This is a genomic window from Paenibacillus wynnii, assembly GCF_030812855.1.
Lineage (GTDB): Bacteria > Bacillota > Bacilli > Paenibacillales > Paenibacillaceae > Paenibacillus_AQ > Paenibacillus_AQ wynnii_A.
The window spans coordinates 20,473-46,605 of record NZ_JAUSTK010000022.1 but is presented as its reverse complement, the minus strand read 5'-3'; the positions used below and the strand labels follow the sequence as shown (position 1 = coordinate 46,605).

Annotated in this window: 17 protein-coding genes and 1 pseudogene; 7 read left to right on the top strand and 11 right to left on the bottom strand. The window is 46.3% G+C overall.

Annotated elements, in window-relative coordinates; all coding sequences use genetic code 11:
• Positions 1–29 precede the first annotated feature (29 nt).
• Entirely contained in the window at positions 30–485 is a 456-nt protein-coding gene (locus J2T20_RS18485; RefSeq protein ID WP_307590818.1) for a VOC family protein, read from the bottom strand.
• A gap of 181 nt (positions 486–666) precedes the next feature.
• Positions 667–2,736 (bottom strand): beta-galactosidase, encoded by a 2,070-nt coding sequence (locus J2T20_RS18480; protein WP_307590817.1) that lies wholly within the window; start codon positions 2,734–2,736, stop codon positions 667–669.
• A 119-nt stretch (positions 2,737–2,855) separates the two neighbouring features.
• Between J2T20_RS18480 and J2T20_RS18475 the strand changes: the two genes are divergently transcribed.
• On the top strand, positions 2,856–3,689 hold the full coding sequence (locus tag J2T20_RS18475; protein WP_307590816.1) for an AraC family transcriptional regulator: 834 nt from the start codon (positions 2,856–2,858) through the stop codon (positions 3,687–3,689).
• A 556-nt stretch (positions 3,690–4,245) separates the two neighbouring features.
• On the opposite strand, the gene J2T20_RS18470 is transcribed toward J2T20_RS18475, so the two are convergent.
• Together J2T20_RS18470 and J2T20_RS18465 are read right to left on the bottom strand one after the other, a co-directional pair.
• Positions 4,246–4,902: a hypothetical protein gene (locus J2T20_RS18470; protein ID WP_307590815.1), complete on the bottom strand. Its 657-nt coding sequence runs from the start codon at positions 4,900–4,902 to the stop codon at positions 4,246–4,248.
• Positions 4,903–5,061: 159 nt separating this feature from the next.
• A pseudogene (locus J2T20_RS18465) lies at positions 5,062–5,388 on the bottom strand (beta-galactosidase).
• 400 nt (positions 5,389–5,788) lie between these two features.
• On the opposite strand from J2T20_RS18465, the gene J2T20_RS18460 reads away from it, so the two are divergent.
• Genes J2T20_RS18460 through J2T20_RS18450 form a run of 3 tightly spaced genes read left to right on the top strand, consistent with a single transcriptional unit; the run spans position 5,789 to position 10,300 of the window.
• Positions 5,789–6,511: an ABC transporter ATP-binding protein gene (locus J2T20_RS18460; protein ID WP_307590814.1), complete on the top strand. Its 723-nt coding sequence runs from the start codon at positions 5,789–5,791 to the stop codon at positions 6,509–6,511.
• The gene (locus J2T20_RS18455; RefSeq protein WP_307590813.1) at positions 6,508–8,955 is read left to right on the top strand and encodes a COG1361 S-layer family protein; all 2,448 of its coding nucleotides are present in this window, start codon (positions 6,508–6,510) and stop codon (positions 8,953–8,955) included. The genes J2T20_RS18460 and J2T20_RS18455 overlap by 4 nt, the downstream gene beginning before the upstream one ends.
• A complete protein-coding gene (locus J2T20_RS18450) occupies positions 8,942–10,300 on the top strand; it encodes an ABC transporter permease (protein WP_307590812.1) in 1,359 nt (452 codons plus the stop codon). Before J2T20_RS18455 ends, J2T20_RS18450 begins: the two co-directional genes overlap by 14 nt.
• Before the next feature lie 68 nt (positions 10,301–10,368).
• Here J2T20_RS18450 and yicI read toward each other — a convergent pair whose 3' ends face one another.
• Positions 10,369–12,690 carry an alpha-xylosidase gene (yicI, locus tag J2T20_RS18445; RefSeq protein WP_307590811.1) on the bottom strand — a complete coding sequence of 774 codons (2,322 nt, stop codon included), beginning with the start codon at positions 12,688–12,690 and terminating at the stop codon, positions 10,369–10,371.
• A gap of 127 nt (positions 12,691–12,817) precedes the next feature.
• Here yicI and J2T20_RS18440 point away from each other — a divergent pair, with 127 nt between their 5' ends.
• A complete protein-coding gene (locus tag J2T20_RS18440; protein WP_307590810.1) occupies positions 12,818–13,735 on the top strand; it encodes an AraC family transcriptional regulator in 918 nt (305 codons plus the stop codon).
• A 5-nt stretch (positions 13,736–13,740) separates the two neighbouring features.
• Here the strand turns inward: J2T20_RS18440 and J2T20_RS18435 are convergent, their stop codons facing one another.
• The 6 genes from J2T20_RS18435 to J2T20_RS18410 all read right to left on the bottom strand — a co-directional run bounded on the left by J2T20_RS18435 (position 13,741) and on the right by J2T20_RS18410 (position 23,518).
• Positions 13,741–14,616: a radical SAM/SPASM domain-containing protein gene (locus J2T20_RS18435; RefSeq protein WP_307590809.1), complete on the bottom strand. Its 876-nt coding sequence runs from the start codon at positions 14,614–14,616 to the stop codon at positions 13,741–13,743.
• 35 nt (positions 14,617–14,651) lie between these two features.
• Positions 14,652–15,638, bottom strand: a complete 987-nt coding sequence (locus J2T20_RS18430; protein WP_307590808.1) for a Gfo/Idh/MocA family protein — start codon at positions 15,636–15,638, stop codon at positions 14,652–14,654.
• Positions 15,639–15,803: 165 nt separating this feature from the next.
• Positions 15,804–17,198: a threonine synthase gene (gene thrC, locus J2T20_RS18425; protein WP_307590807.1), complete on the bottom strand. Its 1,395-nt coding sequence runs from the start codon at positions 17,196–17,198 to the stop codon at positions 15,804–15,806.
• 143 nt (positions 17,199–17,341) lie between these two features.
• Complete coding sequence (locus tag J2T20_RS18420) at positions 17,342–17,845, bottom strand: CYTH domain-containing protein (RefSeq protein WP_307590806.1); 504 nt, start codon at positions 17,843–17,845, stop codon at positions 17,342–17,344.
• Between the two features lie 912 nt (positions 17,846–18,757).
• Positions 18,758–20,923 (bottom strand): alpha-galactosidase, encoded by a 2,166-nt coding sequence (locus J2T20_RS18415; RefSeq protein WP_307590805.1) that lies wholly within the window; start codon positions 20,921–20,923, stop codon positions 18,758–18,760.
• 42 nt (positions 20,924–20,965) lie between these two features.
• Positions 20,966–23,518: a beta-mannosidase gene (locus J2T20_RS18410; protein ID WP_307590804.1), complete on the bottom strand. Its 2,553-nt coding sequence runs from the start codon at positions 23,516–23,518 to the stop codon at positions 20,966–20,968.
• Between the two features lie 242 nt (positions 23,519–23,760).
• Here J2T20_RS18410 and J2T20_RS18405 point away from each other — a divergent pair, with 242 nt between their 5' ends.
• Together J2T20_RS18405 and J2T20_RS18400 are read left to right on the top strand one after the other, a co-directional pair.
• Positions 23,761–25,098 carry an ABC transporter substrate-binding protein gene (locus J2T20_RS18405; RefSeq protein WP_307590803.1) on the top strand — a complete coding sequence of 446 codons (1,338 nt, stop codon included), beginning with the start codon at positions 23,761–23,763 and terminating at the stop codon, positions 25,096–25,098.
• Between the two features lie 139 nt (positions 25,099–25,237).
• On the top strand, positions 25,238–26,131 hold the full coding sequence (locus tag J2T20_RS18400; protein ID WP_307590802.1) for a carbohydrate ABC transporter permease: 894 nt from the start codon (positions 25,238–25,240) through the stop codon (positions 26,129–26,131).
• Positions 26,132–26,133: the final 2 nt, after the last annotated feature.

The following is a 26,133-nucleotide window of genomic DNA, read 5'->3' as shown; positions in this document are numbered from 1 at the left end:
CCTCCTGAATGTAATGGATTCATTATTGATTAGTTATCATTCTCCAGCAGTTCAATCAGCACTTTTAATTCATCAAAGGAATCCATGTAAGCATATCGTCCGCCGGTGTATTCCCCTTTTTGAATTAACGGCATCCTGTTGCGGTTCAGCAGTTCAATCTTCTCTTTCATCCCTTTGATTCCAAAAGCTATGTGGTGAACGCCTTCACCCTTCTCATCCAGAAACTCGCGCCAAGTCGAAGGGTTATGGTCGGGTTCGATTAATTCAATCTGTAATTGTCCACCATCTATAAAAGCCAACTTGGAACGTGCAATGGATGATTCCCCGTTAAATTCAGTCTGGGCAACATCCACCGTATCCGTCCAGAACCATTCCGGCTTCTCAATACCAAAGAAATTAGCGTAGCTTTGCGATACTTTCTCGATGTCATTAACGATTATTCCGATCTGTGTAACAATTTGAGTACCTAATATATTCTTGTCCATTTCGCCTCTCCTTTGTATGCGCATTCACAATGAACATGCGTTCATTTGTGGCTCTAATTTACACCTAGCTTGCTGGGCTGTCCATATATAATCTCCTGAATATTTTTGGACATTGATTATTTCTAAAAAAGTAAAAATGCGATGGTTAATCTTTTTTTCAGATTACTCCACCGCATTTTTATTAGTCGCCAACTGAAGAATACAGATCGGCAGCTTTGCTGTTACTTATACCTTTTAGAATCAATACGCCACGGCTAGGAACAACAGCTGAACCGCTTACCGTCTGACCAGTTAACAAATCCGTACGCAAAGCAGAACCCATTTCGGCGCTTAGATCTGCTTCGGTGTGATTCAGCAGGAACAGGTAGGATACTCCATCCTTCACACGTTGAACGGATTCGATACCTTCCGGTGCTTGAACTAGCGGCTTAATATTATTCTCAGCGCAAACATTTGCCAGGAAGCCTTGCAGGAAGCCAGCCTCCGGACTTGTGGCAACATAATAAGCTTTACCTTCACCGAAAGAGTTGACCGTGAGCGCAGGCATGCCTTTGTAGAAATCGGATCCGTATTGACCCAGTACTTCCGCACCCTCGGAATGAATCAAATCACAGAGCAGATCACATGTGTAAGTACCGTTAAGTCCGCCCCACTCCTTGTTCATCACGATTTGATTACTCATGCCTGGCAGCAGTGCGTCAATTTCTTCCGCCCAAATCCCCAGCACCTTCCGCAATTCCCCCGGATAACCGCCTACAGTTACAAGATCGTTTTCATTTACAATACCGCTGAAATAGGTCGTAATAAAAGTGCCCCCGGCCTGAACAAAAGCTTCTACCTTCTGTGCAAAACCCGGTTTAATCATGTATAACACAGGTGCAATGACAATCTTGTATTTAGTGAGATTCTCTTCAACACCTATCATGTCTGCTTCAATGTTCTGTTGATACAATGCGTCATAATATTTATGGACTTCATTGACATAATCCATGGCTACCGACGGTCCGCTCGAAAGATCAAGCGCCCAACGGTTCTCCCAATCGTAGATGATCCCGATCTCCGCCTCACTGCGGGCATCCAGCAATTGATCTCCAAGCCGCTCCAATTCTCTGCCCAGTTCTGCACATTCACGGAACACGCGTGTGTTCTCATGACCCACATGCTCGATAACTGCGCCGTGGTACTTCTCGCAGGCACCTATGGAACGGCGGAGCTGGAAGAACAACACCGTATCTGCACCCCGTGCCACAGCCTGATAGCTCCACAAACGCATAACGCCTGGACGTTTCAAGGAGTTATACGGCTGCCAGTTTTGCTGGCTTGGCGTTTGCTCCATCAGCATGAACGGCTGTCCGTTCTTGAGTCCACGCATCAAATCATGGGTCATCGCGGTATGGCTGACCGGTGTATCCAGTGAAGGGTAATTGTCCCAAGAAATAATATCCATATGCTTGGCCCATTCGAAATAATCCAGCTCCGGATAGAAGCCCATTAGATTCGTAGTAACCGGAATGTTCTTGCTGTGTTCCTTGATGGCTTCATATTCAATCTTGTAGCATTCCAACAAGCTGTACGACATAAATCTGCGGTAATCCAGTGAGATCCCTTGGAAGTTGGTACGATTACCGTTCCACTCTTCACTCAGCTCATTTGGTACAACGATTTCTTCCCAATCATAGAAGGTGTGACCCCAGAAGCGGGTATTCCATGCTTTATTCAGGGCATCCAGTGTACCATAACGTTCCTGTAGCCATACGCGGAAGGCGGCAGCGGATTGTTCGGAATAATCATATCCACCATATTCATTGGAGATATGCCAAGCTACCAGCGCCGGATGATCCTTGTACCGCAGAGCCAGCTTGCCAGCCAACAGTGCCGCATATTTACGGTAGACCGGGCTGTTCGGATTAGAGTTGTGGCGTCCTCCAAATTTACGTTTTCTGCCTTGTACGTCTACCCGGGTTACTTCAGGATAGCGATGCGCCATCCAAGCCGGATGTGCACCGGTTGCCGTAGCCAGACAAACATAGGTGCCGTTCTTATATAATCTATCCATCATTGCATCAAGTCCGGAGAAATCATAAGTGTCCTCAGAAGGCTGAATCAGCGCCCAGGAAAACACATTGATTGTAGCAACATCTATCCCTGCCAGCTTGAACATCCGCTCATCTTCTGCCCAATCGGGAGCTTCCCACTGTTCAGGATTGTAATCTCCACCATACCAAATCTTCGGCAATTTATCGTTGATCAAGGTCTACACATCCTTTATAGTATAAGTATATATCTATTGTAAACCTGACAATACCGCCTTTAAATATAATATTTTATCAAGATAATATAATAATATGGAACTTAATTGGAGATGATTACATGCCGGATACAGTTCATCGCAGAATTGTGTTCAATCAAGAGGGTGGACAACATTTGCCTATTACACTAGATAGTGTAGGACACAATCCCGAACAGGAAAAAGTAACCCGCCCCGACGGTTATCCTGTGTACCACTGGATTCAGACCGTATGCGGTGAGGGCAATATATATTTTGAAAATAATACGCTCAATCTAAGGGAAGGAAGCGGTGTGCTTCTGCCTCCCCATACCCCTCACCGTTATGAAGGCGTAACTTCAGATTGGCAGACCTATTACTTAACCTTTGGAGGCAGCTCTACTCGCCAGATTCTGGAGACATTAGGCATCAAGTCCTCCTCTTTATATCGTTGGGAGAATGAAGCCCCCCTGTCGGACATGCTGAACGATATGCTGGCCTGGCAGGAAGAACATCAAGATATGTTCGGCCTTCAGGCCTCCACGGATGCTTATCATTTCTTAATTACCCTCAGTAAATATGGACAGCTTCATAATAATGCGGCGATTTCCCGTAATATCGATAAGCTTCAGCCTTTGCTAAAATGGATGGACCTCAATTTCGGGGACCCCGATATTGGCTTATATGACCTCTCCACCCAACTCGGGGTATCCGGTCGCTATCTCAACAGCTTATTTATGCAGACCTTTGGATTGTCTCCATACGCCTATTTTGTGCGTATGCGTATGCGGAAAGCGAAGGAGATGCTGGTGAGCCAACCGGCTATGACGGTTAAAACCATCTCCCAGTTGGTTGGGTTTCGCGATGTCAGCCATTTCGTGGCCACGTTCCGTAAGCAGTCGGGGACTACGCCTGAGCAATTTAGGAGACTGCACTAAATTTGCGGTGACTCTATTGGAATGAACTGCACCAGTATGGGTTAATACAGAATCGGGGCGGCACTGCGATAAAGTTTTGGACTTTCGATCGCTGTTATAATCAGATTTCTTTATTTCAAGCCGCATCGTGCGGTTGAAATCTGATTATAAAGGCGAACGCTACCGCTTCTACAGTTCCAAAATTTCTCTTCGTTCCGCCAATCCTGTTTTTTATACATTCAATGTAGTTCAAGACAATAAAACCCCACACTTTTAGAACACAGTGTGGGGTGGGGAAGGGCAAGTGTGCCCTCGATTGGCCTCAATCCTGCCGCCGAACACAAATAAAATGTACCATTGCCTCTCATTAGCATCGCTACGCTCGCAGAAGCCAATTCAAGTGTACTTTTACACTTCATTCGGCTCAAGCAGCTCGTTTCCACCAATTCAAATGTACTTTTACACTTCATTTGGCCTCAGTAGCTCGTTTCCACCAATTCAAGTGCACTTTTACACTTGATTCCACCCTGCGGCTCGTTTCCACCAATTCAAATGTACTTTTACACTTCATTTGGCCTCAGCGGCCCATTTCAACCAATTCAAGTGTACTTTTACACTTCATTCGGCTCAAGCAGCTCGTTTCCACCAATTCAAGTGTACTTTTACACTTCATTCGGCCCCAGTTGCTCGTTTCCACCAATTCTAGTGTACTTTTACACTTCATTCCGCTCCAGTTGCTCGTTTCCACCAATTCAAGTGTTCTTTTACACTTCATTCCGCTCCAGTTGCTCGTTTCCACCAATTCAAGTGTTCTTTTACACTTCATTCGGCTCCAGTAGCCCATTTCAACCAATTCAAATGTACTTTTACACTTCATTCCGCTCCAGCAGCTCGTTTCCACCAATTCAAGTGTACTTTTACACTTCATTCGGCCCCAGTAGCTCATTTCTACCAATTCTAGTGTGCTTTTACACTTCATTCCGCTCCAGCAGCTCGTTTCCACCAATTCAAGTGTACTTATACACTTCATTCGGCCCCAGTAGCTCGTTTCCACCAATTCAAGTGTACTTATACACTTCATTCGGCCCCAGTAGCTCGTTTCCACCAATTCAAGTGTACTTTTACACTTCATTCGGCCCCAGTAGCTCATTTCAACCAATTCTAGTGTACTTTTACACTTCATTCTTCCCCAGCAGCTCGTTTCCACCAATCCAAGTGTACTTTTACACTTCATTCTTCCCCAGTAGCTCGTTTCCACCAATTTAAATGTACTTATACACTTGATTCCGCTCCAGTAGCTCGTTTCCACCAATTCAAATGTACTTTTACACTTCATTCGGCCTCAGCGGCCCATTTCAACCAATTCAAGTGTACTTTTACACTTCATTCGGCCTCAGCAGCTCAAGGTATGCCCGTCTGCAAATACCGGAAGTACATCCGAATAATTCGTCGTCAACCAACTTGGCGGTGTTGCTGCAGGAGTTCCAATAACAACCTTCAGCCCATACTGGTAAAAAAGGTGAATCGCTCTGTCCAACCACGCAAGTTGATAATTCCCTTCGCTTGGGTCCAGTCGGCTCCAGGCAAATTAAGCTACACGGACTATTTTGACTCCAGTCTCCTGCATTAGCTTAATATCTGTCTCCCATAGGGACTCATCCCATTGTTCGGGGTAATAATCCACACCAATTTGTACGTTTTGGTAATTTTTAATGGACATGTATGAAATCACACTCCGTTTTCGTAGTCTGGTTCGAGCTGCTCATAGTTACCTGTCACTGCTTATCCTGTCCATTATAAATCCCGCTTTAAAAAATGCTTCTCTCTCTTATCTTTGTAATGTGCAAATTATCACAACATTGTAAACTACCTAAAGAACTCTCTAAATGTAGTAGGATTGAAGTTCTATTCGTTATAGATAACAGTTTTCCGCTTAATAGAACGAATCATATTTCCATAGAATTGATGTATTGGTTAAGAAATTGTGAATCATATAAGAAAAAATTGAAACAAATATAGCGCGTTCCTCCCATATAATCCCTATATAAACTAGCGAAGGCACGTCTACGCGGTGTAATACATAGATTGAGCGGATACCGCCAAAGGAGAATCGCTATATTGTGAATAACCCTGCTGCAATTATCAAAGTGGACAATCTGCGTAAGGTGTACCGGATCGGCACCGAAAAGGTGGTTGCGCTGAATTCTATCGCTCTCTCAATTCAGAAGGGCGAATTCTGCTGCTTGCTCGGTACTTCAGGATCGGGGAAGTCTACGCTACTGAATATGATGGCTGGGCTGGAGAAGCCGACAAGAGGTACAGTTAAAATCCGTGGTCAAATGATCAGCACCATGTCGGAGAAAAACCTCGCTCGATTTCGTCAGGATTATCTCGGCTTCATTTTTCAATCTTATAATCTTCTTCCAGCGTTAACGGCCCTCGAAAATGTCGCCCTCCCGCTTACCTTCAAGGGAATCTCTCGCAAAGTACGGGAGCGAAGAGCGGAACAGTTATTGGCGGCAGTCGGCCTATCTTCACATGCCAAACATAAGCCGTCGCAGATGAGCGGCGGTCAACAGCAGCGAGTCGGCATCGCGCGTGCGTTCGCAGCGTCTCCGTCCATTATTTTTGCTGACGAGCCCACAGGTAATCTTGATTCGCGGACCACGCTTGAGGTTCTTGAGCTGATGAAGACCCTCGCCCGCAAGCGGGAACAAACGCTGGTTATGGTCACACATGACAATGAGATCGCCCGATATGCCGACCGGGTGGTACGCATCATCGACGGCAATATTCAGGAAATTATCGTACAAAATGAAGCATTCGGGGTGGACGAACAATGAAACGAAAAATTACTGCACTACTGCTGGCGATCCTATGTCTATTTACTATTACCTTTAGAAATTACGATATTTCATACGCAACTTCGGCTTCTGACGACAACACACTTAAGGTCACAGGCTATAAAATCATTAAAGGGAACACCTCGCAAATCCAAGAGAATACAGAAGTTACGCTGCAGTTGACGGTGGTAAATCCGGACAAAGACATCTACGTGCCAACCCGGATGCAAATCGAGGACTCCAGCTCTTTTTACGGAAAAGCCAGCAATGAAATCTCAGATCTCTCCTATGCAAGCGGTAAACAAACCTTCACGGTGGATCTTACGGTAGTCTACAGCGGAAAAGGGTCTCAACTCACCACAAGCTTAATCTATGAAAAGAGCGGAGTGACTGTTACCGGTCCTAGACAGACCTTAACGATCACCCAGGCTGTACCGACCGTTCCCGAGGCTACCGCAACTCCTGCACCTCAGCCGGTGGATACGTCCAAATTTGCACCCAAGCTTGTCATTACGGGCAGCGATGTCATGCCAACCGTGGAAGCAGGTAAAACTCTGGAGTTGAAAATACCCATCAAGAACCTAACCGTCCAATCGGCAAAAGACATTAGTTTGACGCTGGAGCCAGAAGACAAGAACAAGATTCCCTATCTGCCAAACATGATTAACTTGACCCAATCTATCTCAGGGATGCTCGGTAACGAGCTGAAGGTAGTTACATTCAACCTGGCCATTAAACCAGATATCGCATCCGGGGTTTACGCGCTGAAGCTGAACGGCCAGTATAGCAACGCCTTTGGCGATCCTTTCACTTCCAGTGAAGGGCTATACATCCGAGTAAATAACAACAGTTCACCCGTGCGGCTGTCTCTTGCAGGAATCACCAATCTGCCAGCCCAGGCCGTACCAGGCAGCAAGCTGAAGCTTACCGTCCGCGTACTCAATGAAGGCACGTTGGAGGCCAAGGATATCAAACTGAGCCTTACCGGATTGAAATCAGAAGGCTTCGCGCTGGATGAGGATACCGGAACCCGTAGAATATCGAGAATTAGTGGTGGCATGATACAAGAGCAAACGTTCAACCTTACGGTCTCCCCTGCCTTAGCTGGAGGTGCCCAGCCATTAGGCATCAAATGGGATTACAAAGACGAGACTGGCACGGCAGTGAGTGAAGAGAGTCAAATATTTATACCTGTCAAAAGTAGTGACAGTTCTTCTGCCGCCGTGGTAATCGAGAGCCTGCGATCACCGAATGCCACGCTATTGCCGAAGGATAAGTTCAATATCAGCTTCAAAGTGACAAACACCGGCGGGAGCAAGGTTCAAAATGTAAAGGTGGCTGTCACCGCTGATAAAGAGCTGGTGCCCGTCTCCCTTAGCAACATCATTATCCCTTCCCTTACACCAGGCCAAAGCAAGAAGTTGAGCTTTGATCTGTCCGTAGCACCAGATGCGCCTACCAAGAGCTATCCGGTCTCCATCGCTGTGGATTATGAGACGATTCAAGGGGGACAGCCCGTTAAAACCTCGCTGCTCCAGTATGCTGGCATCTACGTAGAAGGAACCAAAGCCGCTGGTGATGAGAAAAAAACCGTACCGCGCATTATCGTGAACAAGTATGCCCTGAACCCTGTAGAAGTGCTGGCCGGAGAAGATACCAAGCTTTCACTGTCCTTCCTGAATACGAGCAGCTTAATGAATATAGGGAACATTAAATTGAGCGTCACCTCCGATGACGGTACCTTTACTGTAGACGGCAGCAATACATTCTATTTCGAAAGTATTCCTACGCGGACCGCGGTTGAAGAAACTTTAACACTGCGAGCCAAAGGGGACGCCGAACCTAAGATGTACGCCCTATCGCTTAATTTCGAATATGAGGATGAGAAGGGTAATCCGTATACATCTAAAGAAACGGTCAGTATCCCCGTACTTCAGGCTGCCCGACTGACTGCCGGGGAGGTCAGCGTGCTGGGCGAGGCTTTTCCGATGCAGCCTGTGCCGCTTTCGCTTCAATTTTACAATATGGGTAAGTCCATACTATACAACCTGATGGTAACGGTAGAAGGTGACTTCCAAACTTCTAACGGAAATTATTATGTCGGCAACTTCGCCTCTGGTCGCAGTGATACCTTCGAGCCTTCCATTACTCCAGAGGCAACGGGAGAACTCAGCGGAGAGATCGTATTTACTTTCGAGGACGCGGCGGGCAAACCCACCGTAATCCGAAAGCCGTTCACAGTAAATGTTAATGAGATGCCGCCGATGGAGAATTTCCCACCAGACCAGCCGCTCGAAGGACCGGACTCCTCCTCTGGCAAGCTGCGTACTTATCTGCTTATTGGCATTCCGGCATTTCTGATCTTGGCGGGAATCACGGCAGTGGCAGTCCTAAAGGGCAAACGCCGCAAACGAAAGGAATTGGAACTGGATGACGACTTTTGATCTAATTCATCTGGCGCTGATTAATTTCCTGCGCAGTAAGGTCCGTTCCTTCCTCACCATCCTTGGTGTAGTAATCGGCACGGCAGCCATCGTGGTGATGCTGTCGCTCGGCATCGGCATGAATGAAAGCTTCAAGCAGCAGGTCAGCCAGATGGGCAGTCTCACGATCATCAACGTTTTTTTGGAAGGCGGCGGTATGGGCGGAAAAAGCGGTGGAACCGGCATGAGCGGAAAGCTTGATGATCGCGCAATTCAGACCATCTCCGGCTTCGAGGGTGTAGATGTAGCCACACCCATGATCATGACCTCCGCCAAATTGGAAGCTGGCAAGTACCTGACTTATATGAATCTGGTAGGCATCCGGCCGGAAGCGCTGGAGAAACTTGATTTCATTCCCGCAAGCGGTCGACTGCTGACCTCGCTTGACAACGATGAGCTGCTGTTCGGTTCCCAGCTTTCCTTAGGTTTCTATAACCCGAAATCATCGATGGGTTACGGCCAAGCCCCACCCGTAGATGTCATGAAGGAAAAAATGCAAATGACCTTTGATATGGCTTATGGCGACAAGCAGCAGCAAACTCCAGAAGGAACAGGACCAGATGGAAACAAAAAGCCAGCTAAGCTGTATAAGGTCAAGGCAGTCGGGATGTTGGCTGAAGCCAAAAACGAAAAGGATTGGTCCGTTTATATAAATATTGATTATCTGCAAAAGCTGCTGCGTGAAAATGCAAAAACCCAAAAGGATCAGGGAATGGCTGCTTCTATGCAGCAAGGCTATCAGCAAGCCATTGTCCGGGTGAAGGACATGAAGGATGTTGAGCCGGTACGAGAGAAGATCAAGAGTCTGGGCTTCGGCACCAGCGCCTTGACCGATGTCTTGAAGGGTATGCAGGAAACCTCGCGTACCATTCAGATGATTCTCGGCGGTATTGGTGCCATTTCCCTGCTGGTTGCCGCCCTGGGCATTACCAACACGATGGTAATGTCCATCTACGAGCGTACACGCGAAATCGGCATCATGAAAGTACTTGGCTGCGAACTGGGAGATATAAGAAAGCTGTTCCTGATGGAAGCCGGGTTCATCGGCTTCCTTGGAGGATTATCCGGAGTCCTGTTCAGCTTGGCTGCCTCTTTCGTGCTGAACAAGTTCGGCGGCGGACTGCTTGGCTCGCTTGGCGGTGGAATGGTGGATCCTAACGCCATCCAAACTAATATTTCCGTAATACCGTTTTGGCTGATGCTCTCATCTATTGCTTTTGCAACCTTGGTTGGACTTGTGTCTGGATTTTATCCAGCCCGCCGGGCTATGCGGCTCAGTGCACTAGAAGCGATCAAGACGGAGTAACAATTAACAAAGGCACTCCCGTCTCGCCCATCATTGATGAGCGGCGGGGAGTGCCTTTACATTTGTTCCTATTTCAGCGTAATGGTGAAAGAGAAGGACTTGCTGCCTGCGCTTACCTTCACTGCTGTTTCATCGAGTTGCTCTGCTCCTTGAACCGAAGCAATAGCTCCCAGATCCTTCAATGCGAATGTAAACTCTTTACCGCTGCCTTCAGCAGAGATTGTTAATGTGCTGCCCTTACGTTCAGCTTTCACTGTCAACTCTGGTGCACCTTTCAGATCGCGAACGGTTGCCGAAGTTGTAGTACCATCTTCAAGTGAGTAGAGGCTAAATTTCACACCTTCTGCAAAATCATAATCCGGACGGTTGTCAACACTGCCTGTTGCCAGCAAAGTGTTCGGACGAACGAAGAGCGGCAGACTGAAGAAATCGTGTTGCTCTTTGCGCCATGAGCCGCCTTGCACAGTTTCTCCGCTGAGCAGATGCGTCCAACGTCCTTCCGGCAGATAATACTTAACGTCGCCGCTTTCCTGAAAGATTGGAGCTACAAGCAAGGATTCACCTAACATGTATTGACGATCCAACACTTCACAAGTAGGATCTTCCGGAAATTCCATGACCATCGCACGCTGCGAAGCCCAGCCATATTCTGCGGCCTGACCGGCAACATCATACAGGTAAGGCATCAAGCTGCATTTGAGCTTGGTGAAGAAGCGGGTAACATCAACAGCTTCGTCATCATACGCCCAAGGCACACGATACGAGGTGCTTCCGTGCAGACGGCTGTGACTGGACAGAAGACCAAACGCAAGCCAACGTTTGAAGACATGCGCCGGAGCGGTATTCTCAAAACCTCCGATATCATGGCTCCAGAAGCCGAACCCGGACAGACCAAGCGACAACCCGCCGCGAAGGCTCTCTGCCATCGACTCATAATCCGCATAACAGTCGCCGCCCCAGTGAACCGGGAACTGCTGCCCGCCGGCTGTTGCCGAACGTGCAAATACAGCTGCCTCATTTTTGCCAAGCTTCTCTTCCAGAACTCCAAAGACAACCTTGTTGTACAATTGAGTGTAGTAGTTATGCATTTTCTGCGGGTCCGAACCGTCGAAGTATACAACATCCGTTGGGATACGCTCGCCGAAGTCGGTCTTGAAGCTGTCTACACCCATATCCACCAGGTCACGCAGGTAACCGGCATACCATTCACAAGCAGCAGGGTTTGTGAAGTCCACGATCCCCATACCCGCTTGCCATAGGTCAGTTTGATATACGTCACCGTTTGGTTTTTTGATCAGGTAACCATTTTTTCTACCTTCTTCAAACAAAGGCGAACGCTGCCCGATATAGGAGTTGATCCATACGCAGATTTTGAGTCCTTTTTCCTTCAGGCGTCCCAGCATACCCTTTGGATCCGGGAATACACGCTCATCCCACTGGAAATCTGTCCATTGATATTCACGCATCCAGAAGCAGTCGAAGTGGAATACGTGCAGCGGCAGATCACGCTCTGCCATACCTTCGACGAAGGAGTTTACTGTTGCTTCATCGTAGTCGGTGGTGAATGAAGTCGTCAGCCACAGGCCAAAAGTCCATGCCGGCGGCAGGGCTGGCTTACCGGTCAGGGAAGTATACTTGGTGATAACCTCTTTAATAGTAGGTCCTTCGATTACAAAGTATTCCAGGCTTTCGCCGGCTACGCTGAACTGGGCTTTCTTCACTTTTTCCGAAGCAATTTCATAGGACACTAGCTCAGGATGATTAACAAATACACCATAGCCTTTGCTTGTTACATAAAAAGGAATGTTCTTATATGCCTGCTCGGAGCTGGTGCCGCCATCCTTGTTCCAGAGATCAACAACCTGTCCGTTCTTTACAAAAGCGGTAAAACGCTCGCCCAGACCGTAGACAAATTCGCCCACGCCGATATCCAGCTCTTCACGCATGAACGTATTGCCGTCCTTATCTGTGATATAGGCCATCGATTTATAACCGCTGCCTGTAATCCGCTCGGTGCCGCGGTAGAAATCAACTGCCCATTGCGCTCCCTTGCGAATCACTACACGTAGTCCACCGCTGATCAGTACCGTCTCTAGCTCAGTTTCTTCTATTTTCACATGATCTCCGGTTCCTTTAGTCAGTTCAAAGACCGGTCCGCGTTCCTGTACACCATCATGGTGAATAATCTTGATTCCTACTACGCCCGGAAGTGGGGAATGGAATTTCACTGTAAGCAGAGTTGAGTTCAGAGTTGCTGCTCGCCCTGTAATGGGAGTCGTTTGGGTAATTGCCGTCAAGCCTTCGGAAGTCTTTTCCACAGCATAATTTTGTACTGCTCCGTTAATCGTGATTCCGTCGCGAACCAGCCAAAGACCGTCTGTAAATTTCATTTCATACTTGCCACCCTTCAATTTGGTGTTTATAATTGTATTATACCGATAATAAAAACACAAAACTAATATAATATAGCTAATTTATAACACTATTTTGATGTTTTTTCATAGAAGGAGGCGCAATATGGATCGAACATCCCAACGTTTGCTAAAAGAAGACCGGGTACATGGTGATGTTATGTTTCCTCTGGCTGCCTATTGGGTTGAACTCCCGTCCGGGGCTCATGTTCTCGATACGCATTGGCACGAGGAAGCTGAGTTTTTCATGCTCCTAGAAGGAGAAATCCTATTTCAGGTGGATACCGAATACTTTCCGGTACAGGCAGGTGAAGCTGTATTTATCGAATCCGGTGATATACATGCCGCCTATGTACTGAACGAGTCTCCCTGTAAATTCTGTGCGTTAGTCTTTCACCCTGATCTATTAGCCAGCGCCCAATATGATACGATACAGCAGAATACCATTTTGCCGCTTCAGGAGAAACGCCAGAGCTTCCCCCGGCACATTAAACCCGACATTCCCTGGCAGCAGGAGGTTCTCCGTCATTTGGAACGCATGATGGAAGCCTACGATTCTAAAGTACCCGGATTCGAAGCTTTTATGAAAGGCTCCTTGCTCATAATGCTCTCTCAAATCGCTGTCGACGGACGGTCAGTGAACCGCAGCCAATCCGATGATGCCGATACCACCAAGATCAACCGTCTCAAAAAAATCATTATCTACATCCAAGACAACTACCGCGACCCCATCCGTACCCGTGATTTGTCCGAGCTTATTCCGATGAGTGAAGGGCAATTCTGCCGTTTCTTCAAAACAATGACTCGTAAAACACCGGTGGATTATATTAATTCCTACCGAATTCGCCAGGCTGCGGATTTATTACGCCAAAGTGAACGAAAAATATCCGACATCGCACTCGATGTCGGATTTGATAACGTAAGTTATTTCATTAAAGTGTTCCGCAAAGCGATGAAATGCTCCCCCTCCGAATTCAGGAAGGGGTCAGGGCAATCCGCCGGTATGGGACAACTGCACTCTTAAATCAATCAAGTCCCGAACCGCTGACGGTACCCGCATTTACGGCATAATTCCTCCACGGCCTCTCTGCGGGAAAATCCATAGAACAGATTATTGGCCCGCTCACCCTCTACAATCTCGGAGAATGGCGTCTCGTGAATGTTCCCAAGGTTAATTACACCCTCACCATCCAGACAACACGGTACCACCGTACCGTCGACCAGTATCGCCGCTTGACCGCGAAGCGCATGGCAAAAGCCCTTGCCGTCATCTTCCGGCTCATCAAGGCTCGGCCACCTGAATTCATGATCCTGATTGAGATAGATCCGTTCTGCGATTTTAACACCGCTGCCCGGTACGACCTTTTCATCAATATTAAAATCGAGGTCAAAGGCTTTCTCTAGAACCGTCAAAGTCTCCCGGTTACGTTTCTTCTCCAGATTCGTCCGGTTGTCCTCTGTAAGATTCCATAACCGGAAAGAGATAATGACTCCCTGTGCAGCTGCCTCTTTTACAAAAGAAATGATCTCAGCCAAATACTCCTCGCGGTTCTCGGAGCCTTCATGCCCGTCAAAGCTGTGCAGAGAAAAGTTCATCTGACGCAAAGCCGGCTTGCCGATAATCTTAGGTCCCGCTTTATGAATCAGCGTTCCATTGGTGGTAATGTTGACTTTGAACCCCTTGGCATGAGCTGCATCCAGCAGCTCCCCAATCTTAGGATGCAGCAGTGGCTCGCCTTTGACATGAAGGTAAATATGATTACTGTGCGGTTTAATTTCATCCAGTATGGTATTAAACGTATCGAGCTTCATGAAATTCTTCTGCCTAGCGGTTTGCGGACAAAAGCTGCAGGCCAGGTTGCAGACGCTTGTAATCTCGATGTATACCTTTTTAAAAGTTTTCAAGTTCTGCTCCCCATTCGTCCCAAAGTTGTAAGGCCCTAAAGATCAGAGGTATACCGGAGTCCGATTTGTGCTCTCGCTTCTTCCATAACCTCAGCTACTGCCAAAGAGTTGGCATGACTGTTAATCCCACTCTCCCGTTCACCGTTCTTAAGCAACGTGATAAACTCCTCAATCTCATAATACATGGACTCATACACCTGAGGTTGGGTTAGCTCCTCAATCGTTCCGTCACGGTAATGTATTTTTACCTCGTAGGGCTGATTAATTTTATCGATAACGATTGTACCGTTCTCACCTTGAATCTCTGCAGACAAATAGGAATCAGCAATCTTGGAATGCATAACAACTGCATCCATGTCTGAATAACGCATGACCATACTTCCCTCTCCGTCTACTCCCGAGGACAACAAAACACCCGTTGCCTGAACGGATTCCGGCTTGCCGAAGAGTGCTACCATCGGATACAGACAATAGATGCCCAGATCCATTAGTGAGCCGTTGGAATAAGCAGGATTGAAAGCATTTAACACCGTTCCCTGCCGGAATGCATCATAACGCGAAGAGTATTGACAGTAGCTTGCAAAATAGCGCCGAACACGCCCGATTTTATACAGGTTATCTTTTACAATTCTAAAGTTAGGCATGAAGGTAGATTTCAAGGCCTCCATCAGCAACACATCATTATTCCGCGCTGCCTCAATCATTCTTTTCAGTTCTGCGCTGTTGGAAGCAATCGGCTTCTCACATATCACATGCTTCCCATGATTCAGACAGATGATGGCCTGCTCCGCGTGCATGGAGTTAGGGCTGGCAATATATACTGCATCCACATCACTGCTGGACACCATCTCTTCTAGGTTAGTGTAAATAGCAGCTCCGCCATATTTCGCTGCAAATGATTGTCCCTTATCTTCTGTACGGGAGTACACCGCAGTCAGGATAAACTCCTCATTCTCCAGGCCGGCTTGAACGAAGCGGTCTGTAATCCAGTTTGTTCCTACAACCCCGAATCGAATTGACATAATAATATCCCGTCCTTTTTTTGTTCTTACTGACTCTAAATTCTATTTTCTCATTCTCGAGGTAGTAATGTCTACTTTTTACGACAAAATTCCGACAATTTATGATAAACGAACAAACCCCGCCTTAACCAAGCACGAGGTTTGTTGCACAGCATATGTTACAAGCTAATTGGATTCATAAAAGAACTTCAGGAGCTGTACGATCTCATCCTTGTTGTGATCTACCACCGTCTGGTGTTGAGGCATCAAGAACAGCGCTTCTATTTCGTCCGGGAACTCCTGCTTAATGTCGATTAGGGTAATTGCTTCATCAAATTTAGCCGGATGCGCAGTCGCAAAGGTGATACCCAGCTCGTCCGGGCCGTTAAAGGCTTCATAAGCCGCGATGCCGCAGGCAGTATGCGGGTCAAGCAGATATCCGTGATCTTTCTGGTATTTGCTGATCGTATCGAGACACAGTTCATTTTTTACGCCGAGTGCTGCAAAGTCCGATTGAACCTGCTGAAGGGTTTCACCTTCGATAGTGATTTTGCCGTCAGTCTGCAGGGCAGACATATACGAGGACAGCTTCTCGGTATCTTCGCCAATCAGATAATATAGATACCGCTCAAAGTTGCTCGCCACCTGAATATCCATTGAAGGACTATATGTGCTTGTAAAACCACCGGGCTTGTATTCCCCAGTATTCACAAAGCGTTCCAGAATGTTATTTTCGTTCGTTGCGATGATCAGCTTGTTAATCGGAAGCCCCATTTTTTTCGCGAGATATCCCGAAAAGATATTACCAAAGTTACCGGAAGGTACACTAATATTGATCTTCTTGTCTGCACTTCCCTCAACCTGCAGGTAAGCATAGAAGTAATAAACCGTCTGAGCCAAAATACGCACAAAGTTGATAGAGTTAATCGCACGCAGGTGATATTTGCTCTTGAAGTCCAGATCCGCGAACAGATCCTTGATCACCTTTTGGCAATCGTCAAAGTTGCCTTTTACAGACAAATTCAAGACGTTACTATCATCAACTGTTGTCATTTGCAGCTCTTGCACCTTACTCACTTTGCCATGCGGATGCAGGATACAGATCTTGATGCCTTCCTTGCCGCGAACACCCTGAATGGCCGCCGCTCCGGTATCCCCCGAGGTCGCGCCGAGGATATGGATGATTTTGTTCTGTTTTTTGGAGATATAGGAATACAGCTCACCCATAAATTGCAGCGCTACATCCTTGAACGCAAAGGTAGGTCCGTGGAACAGCTCCAGCACGTATAAAGAATCATTGATTGGATGAACAGGCGTTACTTCCGGTGCACGGAAATTGGCATAGCTGGTGTACACCATTTCCTTCAAATCTTCATATGGAATCTCATCGTTCGTATAATAAGAGAAAATCTTCAGAAACAACTCCTGGTAGGTCAAGCTTCTCCACTCTTCCAAAGTAGCTGCCGAAATCACCGGAATCTCGGAGGGAATCATCAATCCACCGTCATCAGCCAATCCCATTAAGACAGTATCAATAAAGCCCTTAGCTTCCACATTGCCTCTTGTGCTTATATACTTCATACTCATCCTCCTGAACCCCTCTTTATTTAACCTATATAAGCTGAATTTAAGCCTTACAGTATGATGCTTAAATTCACTTTACATAGTAACACGTTTACGCGTTAAAGTCCGTTATTTTTATGTCAGCTTTGGCCTCCGGATATTTATCTGGAGGATTTATTCTGGAGCTCTTTCCAAACGGTTTTGTTGCTGTACTTCCGGTCTGTGCTAACGTCCTCGCCGAACCATTCCGGTGCCTTGAAGCTCTCCGCTTCCTCCAGTGAATCGAATTCCACCTCCAGCACGGACAGCTCCAGTTGAGTATATACGTCAATCTCTACTGTTGTGCCGTTCCATTCGCCTGTGAGGCGTTTTTTGATCAGCGGTACAGCCTTGACTGCCTCAATCATTTGATTATATAGACCCTCAGAGATGAAATATTCAATCTCTTCGCGGCTAATCCCTTTGCCATCCTTGAACGTATGCGTAAAGGTTACCTCTCCTGAGTCGAGATCCGTAATTTTGCGTACCCGGAGCTCCTGACCATCCTCAATCGCCAGATAGGTCTGATCAATATTCTGCTGGGTGTGAATCTTAAGCTCTCCATCTTGTATACGCTGTTCCGGATATTCCGGCAGCAGAAACTTGCGTTCAATCTCCAAAGCCATGATGTCTGACACTCCTCGTCTTCTCTTTTCTTTTATTAATCATCATAGGGGTGAGGATTATTCAAGTCAATGTGAAGTGAGGAAACCTGTAGGGAATATTCAGGGAAAATACACTCTTCATTCCGCTCCAGTAGGTCGTTTTCACCAATTCAAATGTACTTATACACTTCATTCCGCTCCAGTAGGTCGTTTTCACCAATTCAAATGTACTTATACACTTCATTCCACTCCAGTAGCACGTTTTCACCAATTCAAATGTACTTATACACTTCAATCGGCCCCTGCGATCCATTTTAACCAATTCAAATGTACTTTTACACTTCATTCCACTCCAGTAGCACGTTTTCACCAATTCAAATGTACTTTTACACTTCTTTCGGCTTCAGCAGCTCAATTACACCAATTCTAATGTACTTATACACTTCATTCCGCTCCAGTAGCTCGTTTCCACCAATTCAAATGTACTTTTACACTTCTTTCGGCTTCAGCAGCTCAATTACACCAATTCAAATGTACTTATACACTTCATTCAGCTCCAGTAGCTCGTTTCCACCAATTCAAATGTACTTTTACACTTCTTTCGGCTTCAGCAGCTCAATTACACCAATTCTAATGTACTTATACACTTCATTCCGCTCCAGTAGCTCGTTTCCACCAATTCAAATGTACTTTTACACTTCTTTCGGCTTCAGCAGCTCAATTACACCAATTCAAATGTACTTATACACTTCATTCGGCCCTAGTGACCCTAGCGATCCATTTTAACCAACTCTAATGTACTTATACACTTCATTCTGCTCCAGTAGCTCGTTTCCGCCAATTCAAATGTACTTTTGCACTTCATTCCGCTCGAGTCATACACGCATAAAGGCAAGCCAAGGATTCTTGGCTTGCCTTTGTAATGCACATTTCCTATTGAGCGGTCTTGTCTACTGCCTTCAACTTATAACAACCACTAACATAATCTCTTTGTTCATCCGGCAGCGATAGTCCTGCCTGCATCAGTCGGTCACCGCCATACACTTCTCCACACTCTTCCAGCGTATAGTTGAAATCTGGATTTAAGCCGTTCAGCTTCAAACTACGGTGCGGTGGGTTGGGCACAGCCATCACTCGGAAGTAATAGACCAATGCCTCACGTTGATCATCGGTCACGAACATCCATGCCGTCTCATTCCCCTCGAATGGACTTTGCAGCCGATACAGGTTGCCCTGTTGAACAAGGGTGCGGATTTCTTTGTAATTCGCGACTTGCTCCTTAACGAGTTCCTTCTCTTCTGCGGTGAATTTGGTAAGATCCAGCTCATAGCCAAAGTTACCGGACATAGCAACATCTCCACGGAAGGAGAGCGGCGTAATACGTCCTACCTGGTGGTTCGGGACAGCGGATACATGCGCTCCCATAGCACTGACAGGATACACTAGACTCGTCCCGTACTGGATCTTCAGACGTTCAACCGCATCGGTATTATCGCTCGTCCAGGTCTGCGGCATATAATACAGCATCCCGGGGTCGAAACGTCCTCCTCCGCTGCAGCAGCTCTCGAACAAGATCTTAGGGAATCTAGCCGTCAAACTTTCTAGCAATTCATATAAGCCGAGCACATAACGATGTGCAGTTTCACCCTGACGATCAGGAGCAATCTGGGCTGAACCAATCTCCGTTAGACAACGATTCATATCCCATTTTACATAAGAGACAGGAACAGTAGAGAAAATACGGCTCAGTGACTCATAAATATACTCCCTTACCTCTTCTCTGGTGTAATCCAGAACCAACTGCCAGCGCAATTCACTCCGGCGTCGGCCCGGCACATGCAGACACCAGTCGGGATGCTGGCGGTATAAATCGCTATCCGGCGAGATCATTTCCGGTTCTACCCATAGGCCGAACTGTAGCCCCAGTCCGTTCACACGTTGGGCCAGATCATTCAGTCCACCGGGCAGCTTGCGGAGATCTTCTACCCAGTCTCCGAGGGAGGAATTATCGGCATCTCTTTTGCCGAACCAGCCGTCATCCAGTACGAACAGCTCAATACCCAGCTTCGAGGCTTCGGCTGCAATGGACTCCAGCTTATCTGTATTGAAGTTAAAGTATGTCGCTTCCCAGTTATTCACTAGTATTGGGCGTTCCTTATCTCTGAAAGACCCCCGGCATAGCCGAGTCCGGTATAACCGATGATAGACCCGAGACATTTCGCCAATCCCTTGTGCGGAGTAAACCATAACCACTTCAGGGGTTTGGAATTTCTCCCCGGGCTCCAGCAGCCAGTTAAAGTCGAAAGAATTCAACCCGATGGAAAAGCGCGTAGACCCGAAGGAATCAACTTCCGCTTCCGCCTCAAAATTACCGCTGTACACCAGACTGAAGCCGTATACCTCTCCCTGATTCTCATCCGTTCCGGGTTTTGCAAGAGCTGCAAACGGATTCAACTGATGACCGCTCATGCCTCTGCGGCTCTCAATATTAGTCCCACCTTGCATCAGACGTCTGCGGGTAAGATTGCCCTCTCTTGCCCATGCTCCTGCTAAATAGATCATATCCAGCTCACCAGCTGGCAAATCGACACTGGCGCTGAGTGCACGAAGAAGTTGCAGCTTAGACTCTCCGTGATTCACGAATTGTACCGAACGGGCGATCACATCCATCTCATGGTAAACCGTATAACGAAGAATAACGGTCAGCTTCGCGTAATCATCCGTCAACGTTAACTCCAGAGTATCAGCTTCCTCTGCAGACTCCACATAGACCGAAGGCAGCCCCTCCAAGGAGGGTTTTCCCGCTATAACCTGGTAACTGTTGTATCGCAGTTCGGTTACCCGTGTTCCATCTTCTAAACGGGCTTGATAGGCCGGATTCCGGAAATCGCCTGATCCGTATTGAGGATATTCCTGCGGTAGACGGTCCAAGCCGGTGTACCCGCCCTGATTTAACATACCTTCCAAGTTGCTATCATTCCGCAATGGTTTACCCCAATAAACGTGAACCGGATATCCATTGATAAGCTGGACAATGTAACTCATGCCTTTACTCTGTAAATGAAAAAGTCCCTTTTCTTCCTGTACCGTAATCCCCATGCACTAACCTTCTCTCCATAAGATACATATTCTTAACAGGACTTATAGCAAACTCTCATCTATAAAATCAGCCATCGATTGAACCTTCAGCCCCTTAGGTGCCGTTGGAATCCAGTCCTTATCGCCTGTACCCCGTTGGGAGAACTCCACCGTTTTGGATTGACCCGGCAGAAGATCAAAGAAGTTATCCGAGAATATCCCCTCGTCCTCTGAAGTTAAATAAACGCCTCTGGAGAGAATGTCACTCGTAACTGTAAAGCTGAGACCCCCGCTGCCCGGAGTTTCAACGATCGTAATTTCAGGTTTGCTGAACTTCATATCTTTTGCCGGAACCATATAGTGCTCTTTGCGATCCAAGGTTTGATCCTCTGATACCAACTCGAGAGATAACACTACATTCTCTTGCGCATGTCCATTCAGCAGTTCAGCAACCGGAATCGAAAATATAACAGCCGCAGAGTCTGCTTCAAGATCTACCGATTGGGACCATTCATCAAGTACTGAACCATCCAATTGATATAACTTAATAGACAACTCCGTGTTCAGCGCTTCTCTTAAATCTGAAACGGCATGAACATCCAGTTGCCCGGCATCCGTAGTCTTAACAGAGAGAATAACTTCCTGAAAACTTTTACGTACCGCGTATTGCAAAGCCTTCCAGCGCCCGTAATAATCCATACCCGCCCAAGAGGCTACCGGCCAGCAATCGTTCATTTGCCAGTACAGGGTACCCATGCAAAATGGCTTGTTTCTTCTGTGACTTTCGATGGCGATGCGTATCGCTTCAGCCTGCAGAAGCTGGCTCATATATAGGAAGGCCGTGAAATCTTTTGGCTTCGGCAAATACATATCCATATAATCCTTAATCAATAGGTTGCCGCGTCCATTTTTTTGGTGGGCCATCATAACATCCGAGGTAAGCTCCATATCCTGTTCTTCCGTATAACTCATCACTGACTTCAGCTCAGGGAACGACTGGAAGCCATATTCACTCATGAAGCGGCCGACATTCAGATTATAGTTCTCAAAAGGCTCCGTTGCGTGCCAAACACCCCAATAATGGACATCCCCTTCACCTGTGGTGCGTGTAGCATGTTGATTAATATCCCCCGTAAGATCGCGCAGAGGAGAAGAAGGCCAGTAATCGATACCGGAGTGATAGGCTTCAACAGCTTCAGGCAGAATACGATGGAAAATTTCCTGGTAATGTCCCCACATTACATCCCGAATTTCAGGGCTATACTCTTTTTTCCAACCCCAACCCATATTTTCTCCGTAATGCGCCCAAGCCGAATCGATCTCATTATTGCCGCACCATAAGGCCATGCACGGGTGGTTCCGCAATCTTTTCACATTATATTCTGCTTCTCCACGAACACTCTCCAAAAATTGTTCATCCCCGGGATACATGCTGCAGGCGAACATAAAGTCTTGCCATACCAGTATTCCGTATTCATCACATAGACGATAAAAGATATCCTCCTCATAAATCCCGCCGCCCCATACTCTCAGCATGTTCATATTAGATTCCACTGCGGTTGCGATTTCATGACGGTAACGTTCCTCAGTAACTTCTGTGGAGAAACTGTCATTCGGAATATGATTAGAACCTTTGGCAAAGACCGATACCCCATTTAATTCAAAAGCAAATGAAGTCCCCCGCTCATCCTTTTTCCGAATAAGCTTGATCTCCCGAAGTCCGGTTCGTACACTTGCACTCGCTGCGGTTTCTCTACCTTGAACCAATTCCGCTTGAAAGCTGTACAAATGAGGGTCACCCAGACCCCGGCACCACCATAGGCGCGGCTGATCCACGACGATATCCATTTCAACGGTTTGCTTGCCGGCTTTCAGTGAGACCGCCCGCATCCATTCCTGTCCGTCTGCGGATATACGCAGCAATCCTTCCCATGCTTCCGGAGTAGCTACATCTAATACAGCCGTCAGACGCGCTTCCTTCTCCGTTATATGGTTCTGGCGAATATATAGGTCAGCTATTGCCGCAGTGTCGCGTCCTTCCAGAATTACCTCACGCCAAATCCCGCTGGTTACGAATCTCGGACCCCAATCCCAACCATAATGATATGGAGCTTTTCGGGCAAAGATACTAATTCGCTTCTCTTCAAGCCCGCCCAGCTCTGATTGGTCATTCGCAGCAGGCAGGGCATATCCCAATTGCTCAAGCTTCGGCAGGTCTTCCGTTACCACTGAACGAAACTTCACCCTAATTTCATTCTCACCTGCCTTTAGCAGTCCTTTTACATTAAGCCTCCATTCTTTGAACATGTTGTCTGCCGAGAGAGCAAGTTCCTCATTAATATAAACGTCAGCGTACGTATCCAGGCCTTTAAACGTTAACTCAGTACTGGCTAAACTTTCCCATTGATCATCAAGCTGAATTGTTGTTCTATATTCCCAATCTTTCTTATCTATCCATTGCAATTCATGCTCATTCTTTCCATAAAAGGGCTCTGGAATCATTTCATTCTTCAGCAGATCCGTGTGGACCGTACCTGGTACTGTCGCTGAAAGCCAATTCTTATCACCGCAGGCTCTAAATTCCCAATTCGAAAGGCTAATTTGTTGTTGTCTCATAATACCTCCATAATGTTGTGTGATGGCACTTAATCAAAATACCACGGACTTTTTCATTTTTCATTGAATCCATTTGGTATTCATTGTAATTTGTTATATTATTGTTAGCACAACACTAATTATAGACCTATAATTAAAACAAATAAAGACAATAAATAATAATTGAATCCATTTAACAGGTACAATATTAACGTTATACTGATGAAGTAAGCGCTAACAACAAACGAAAAGGGGAAAATTAAATGAAAACAAAGTTATTTTCGTTATGTTTTGTTATTATTCTGATTTTATCTGTATCGCTGACAGGTTGTGGTTCCAGCAACAATAACAACAATGCTGAAACAACAGAAAAGCCTGCAGCAAATGCAACAACTGAACCAGCAGCAGGCGATGCAACCGCTGAACCCGCAGCAGGTGGAGCTGATATCAGCGGCAAGATCACCTTCCTGACAAACAGAACAGATATGATCGGTAAAGAGTATGACGAATATGTAAAACGCTTTAATGAAAAATATCCAAACATTCAAGTTGAATTTGAGGCTTCTCAAACCGACTATAACCAACAAGCAAAAGTAAGAATGGCCAGCGGTGAGCTTCCTGATGTTATGTTCATCCCTACTATTCCTAACTCTGATCTGCCAAAATACTTTGCATCCCTTGATGATCTGGGTCTGACTGACCAAATCACTTTCAAAGACTTCAGATCCCATGAAGGTCAACTGTACGGAATTACAACTGGTAACTCCACTTCTGGTATCGTTTATAACAAAAAAGCATTCGCCGATGCAGGAATCACTGAAGTTCCAAAAACTTGGGACGAGTTCCTCGCTGCCTGCGAAAAGCTGAAAGCAAAAGGCATCGTTCCTCTCGCTTCCAACTTCAAGGATAAATGGCCGCTTGGAAGCTGGGCATATGATACACCACGCCTTATTGAAGGCAAAGCCGATTTCCCTAACGAAAAATTGAACACAGAAACTCCGTTCACTATGGATAACGGTTACGGTAAATCGTTCAGCCTGCTTAGAGAACTGAATGAAAAAGGTTACTTGGAAAAGGATATCAACTCCACCAACTGGGAGCAGTCCAAGAAAGATATCGCATCTGGCAAGTTCGCTATGTACTATCTTGGCAACTGGGTTATCAACCAAGTTATCGGAGCAGGCGCTCCAGCTGATAATGTAGGTTTCTTCCCGCTTCCTTATGACAATTCAGGCACACCTACTGCAACTCTTAGCCCTGACTTCTTCTATGCTGTATCTAAAGACAGTAAGAGTCTGGATGCTGCCAAAGCATTCGTTAAATGGATGATTGAAGAATCCGGCTATGAAGATTTTGCAGGATTTATCTCACCGATTAAAGGTAAAGAATCCACTTTGGCACAACTTAAAGAGTTCCAATCTACTGGTGTTGAGCTTGTAGAAGGTACAGTTGATGATCCTAAGGTTACTGAAATCAGTAACAAAGCCCAATTGGATCTGCCAGCTGTTGTTCAAGAATTCGTACTTGCTAAAGATCCACAAAGTGTAATTGACAAATGGAATAAATCTTGGGCTAAAGCAAAAAAAGATCTGGGTTACTAAGAACCAAGGATCCTATGAACTGAAGGAATACAACTAGAAGCTGCACTATTGCAGTAAAACGTATGATGGCGCAGAATGGATTATCGCCTTTGTGGATAATCCATTTTGTTGTCAATATCCATGAAAGAAGGGTGCCGTGATGTTTGGAACACTTTCCTATAATAAACAGAAAAATATAATCATCGTTTCATTCTTGCTAATTCCACTGATCTTGCTTGGAACTTTTACTTATTATCCAGCTATCAAACTGATCTATTATAGCTTTACCAACTGGGACGGTTATAGCCCCGAGAAACCTTGGGTCGGTCTGGCCAATTACCGTGAGGTTTTCTCTACTCCGGATATCTTCTTAGTGTTTAAACACAATTTCGCATACTTCGTAATGGGTATTATCCAGAATATTGTTGCCATTTATTTCGCGGTTGTTCTGAATAGCAAGCTTCGGGGTAAAAATGCATTTCGAATTATGCTGTTCCTCCCTTATATTATGAACGGTGTGGCCGTGGCCTTCATGTTCGGTTACGTCTTCGATACCACCAATGGTTCATTAAACATGTTACTGAACAGCATTGGCCTGAGTGGTCTTAGTGAGACTAGTTGGCTCGGAACCGAAGGGCTCGTCAACTATTCGCTTGCTTCAATTGGCTTTTGGCGTTTTATGGGTTATAACATGGTTATCTACATCGCCTCTTTACAGGCTATTCCTAGAGATATTTATGAGGCTGCCAAAATTGACGGTGCTGGCACTTTTCAGACGCTTTGGAGAATTACACTGCCTAATATGAAAGCTGTTATACAGTTGAACTTATTCCTTACCGTTACCGGCGCATTAGAGGTATTCGACCTGCCATTCGTACTCACTAAGGGTGGTCCAGCGGGTGCCAGCCAAACTTATGTAATGCGCGTAGTGGATACAGCCTTTGCTTACAACAATTACGGCCTTGCTTCGGCCATGAGTATTATCTTGCTATTCTTTGTAGTGTTTGTACTGCTGATACAGCAGCTTGTTCTTAACCGGGGAGGAGATAAGTAGAT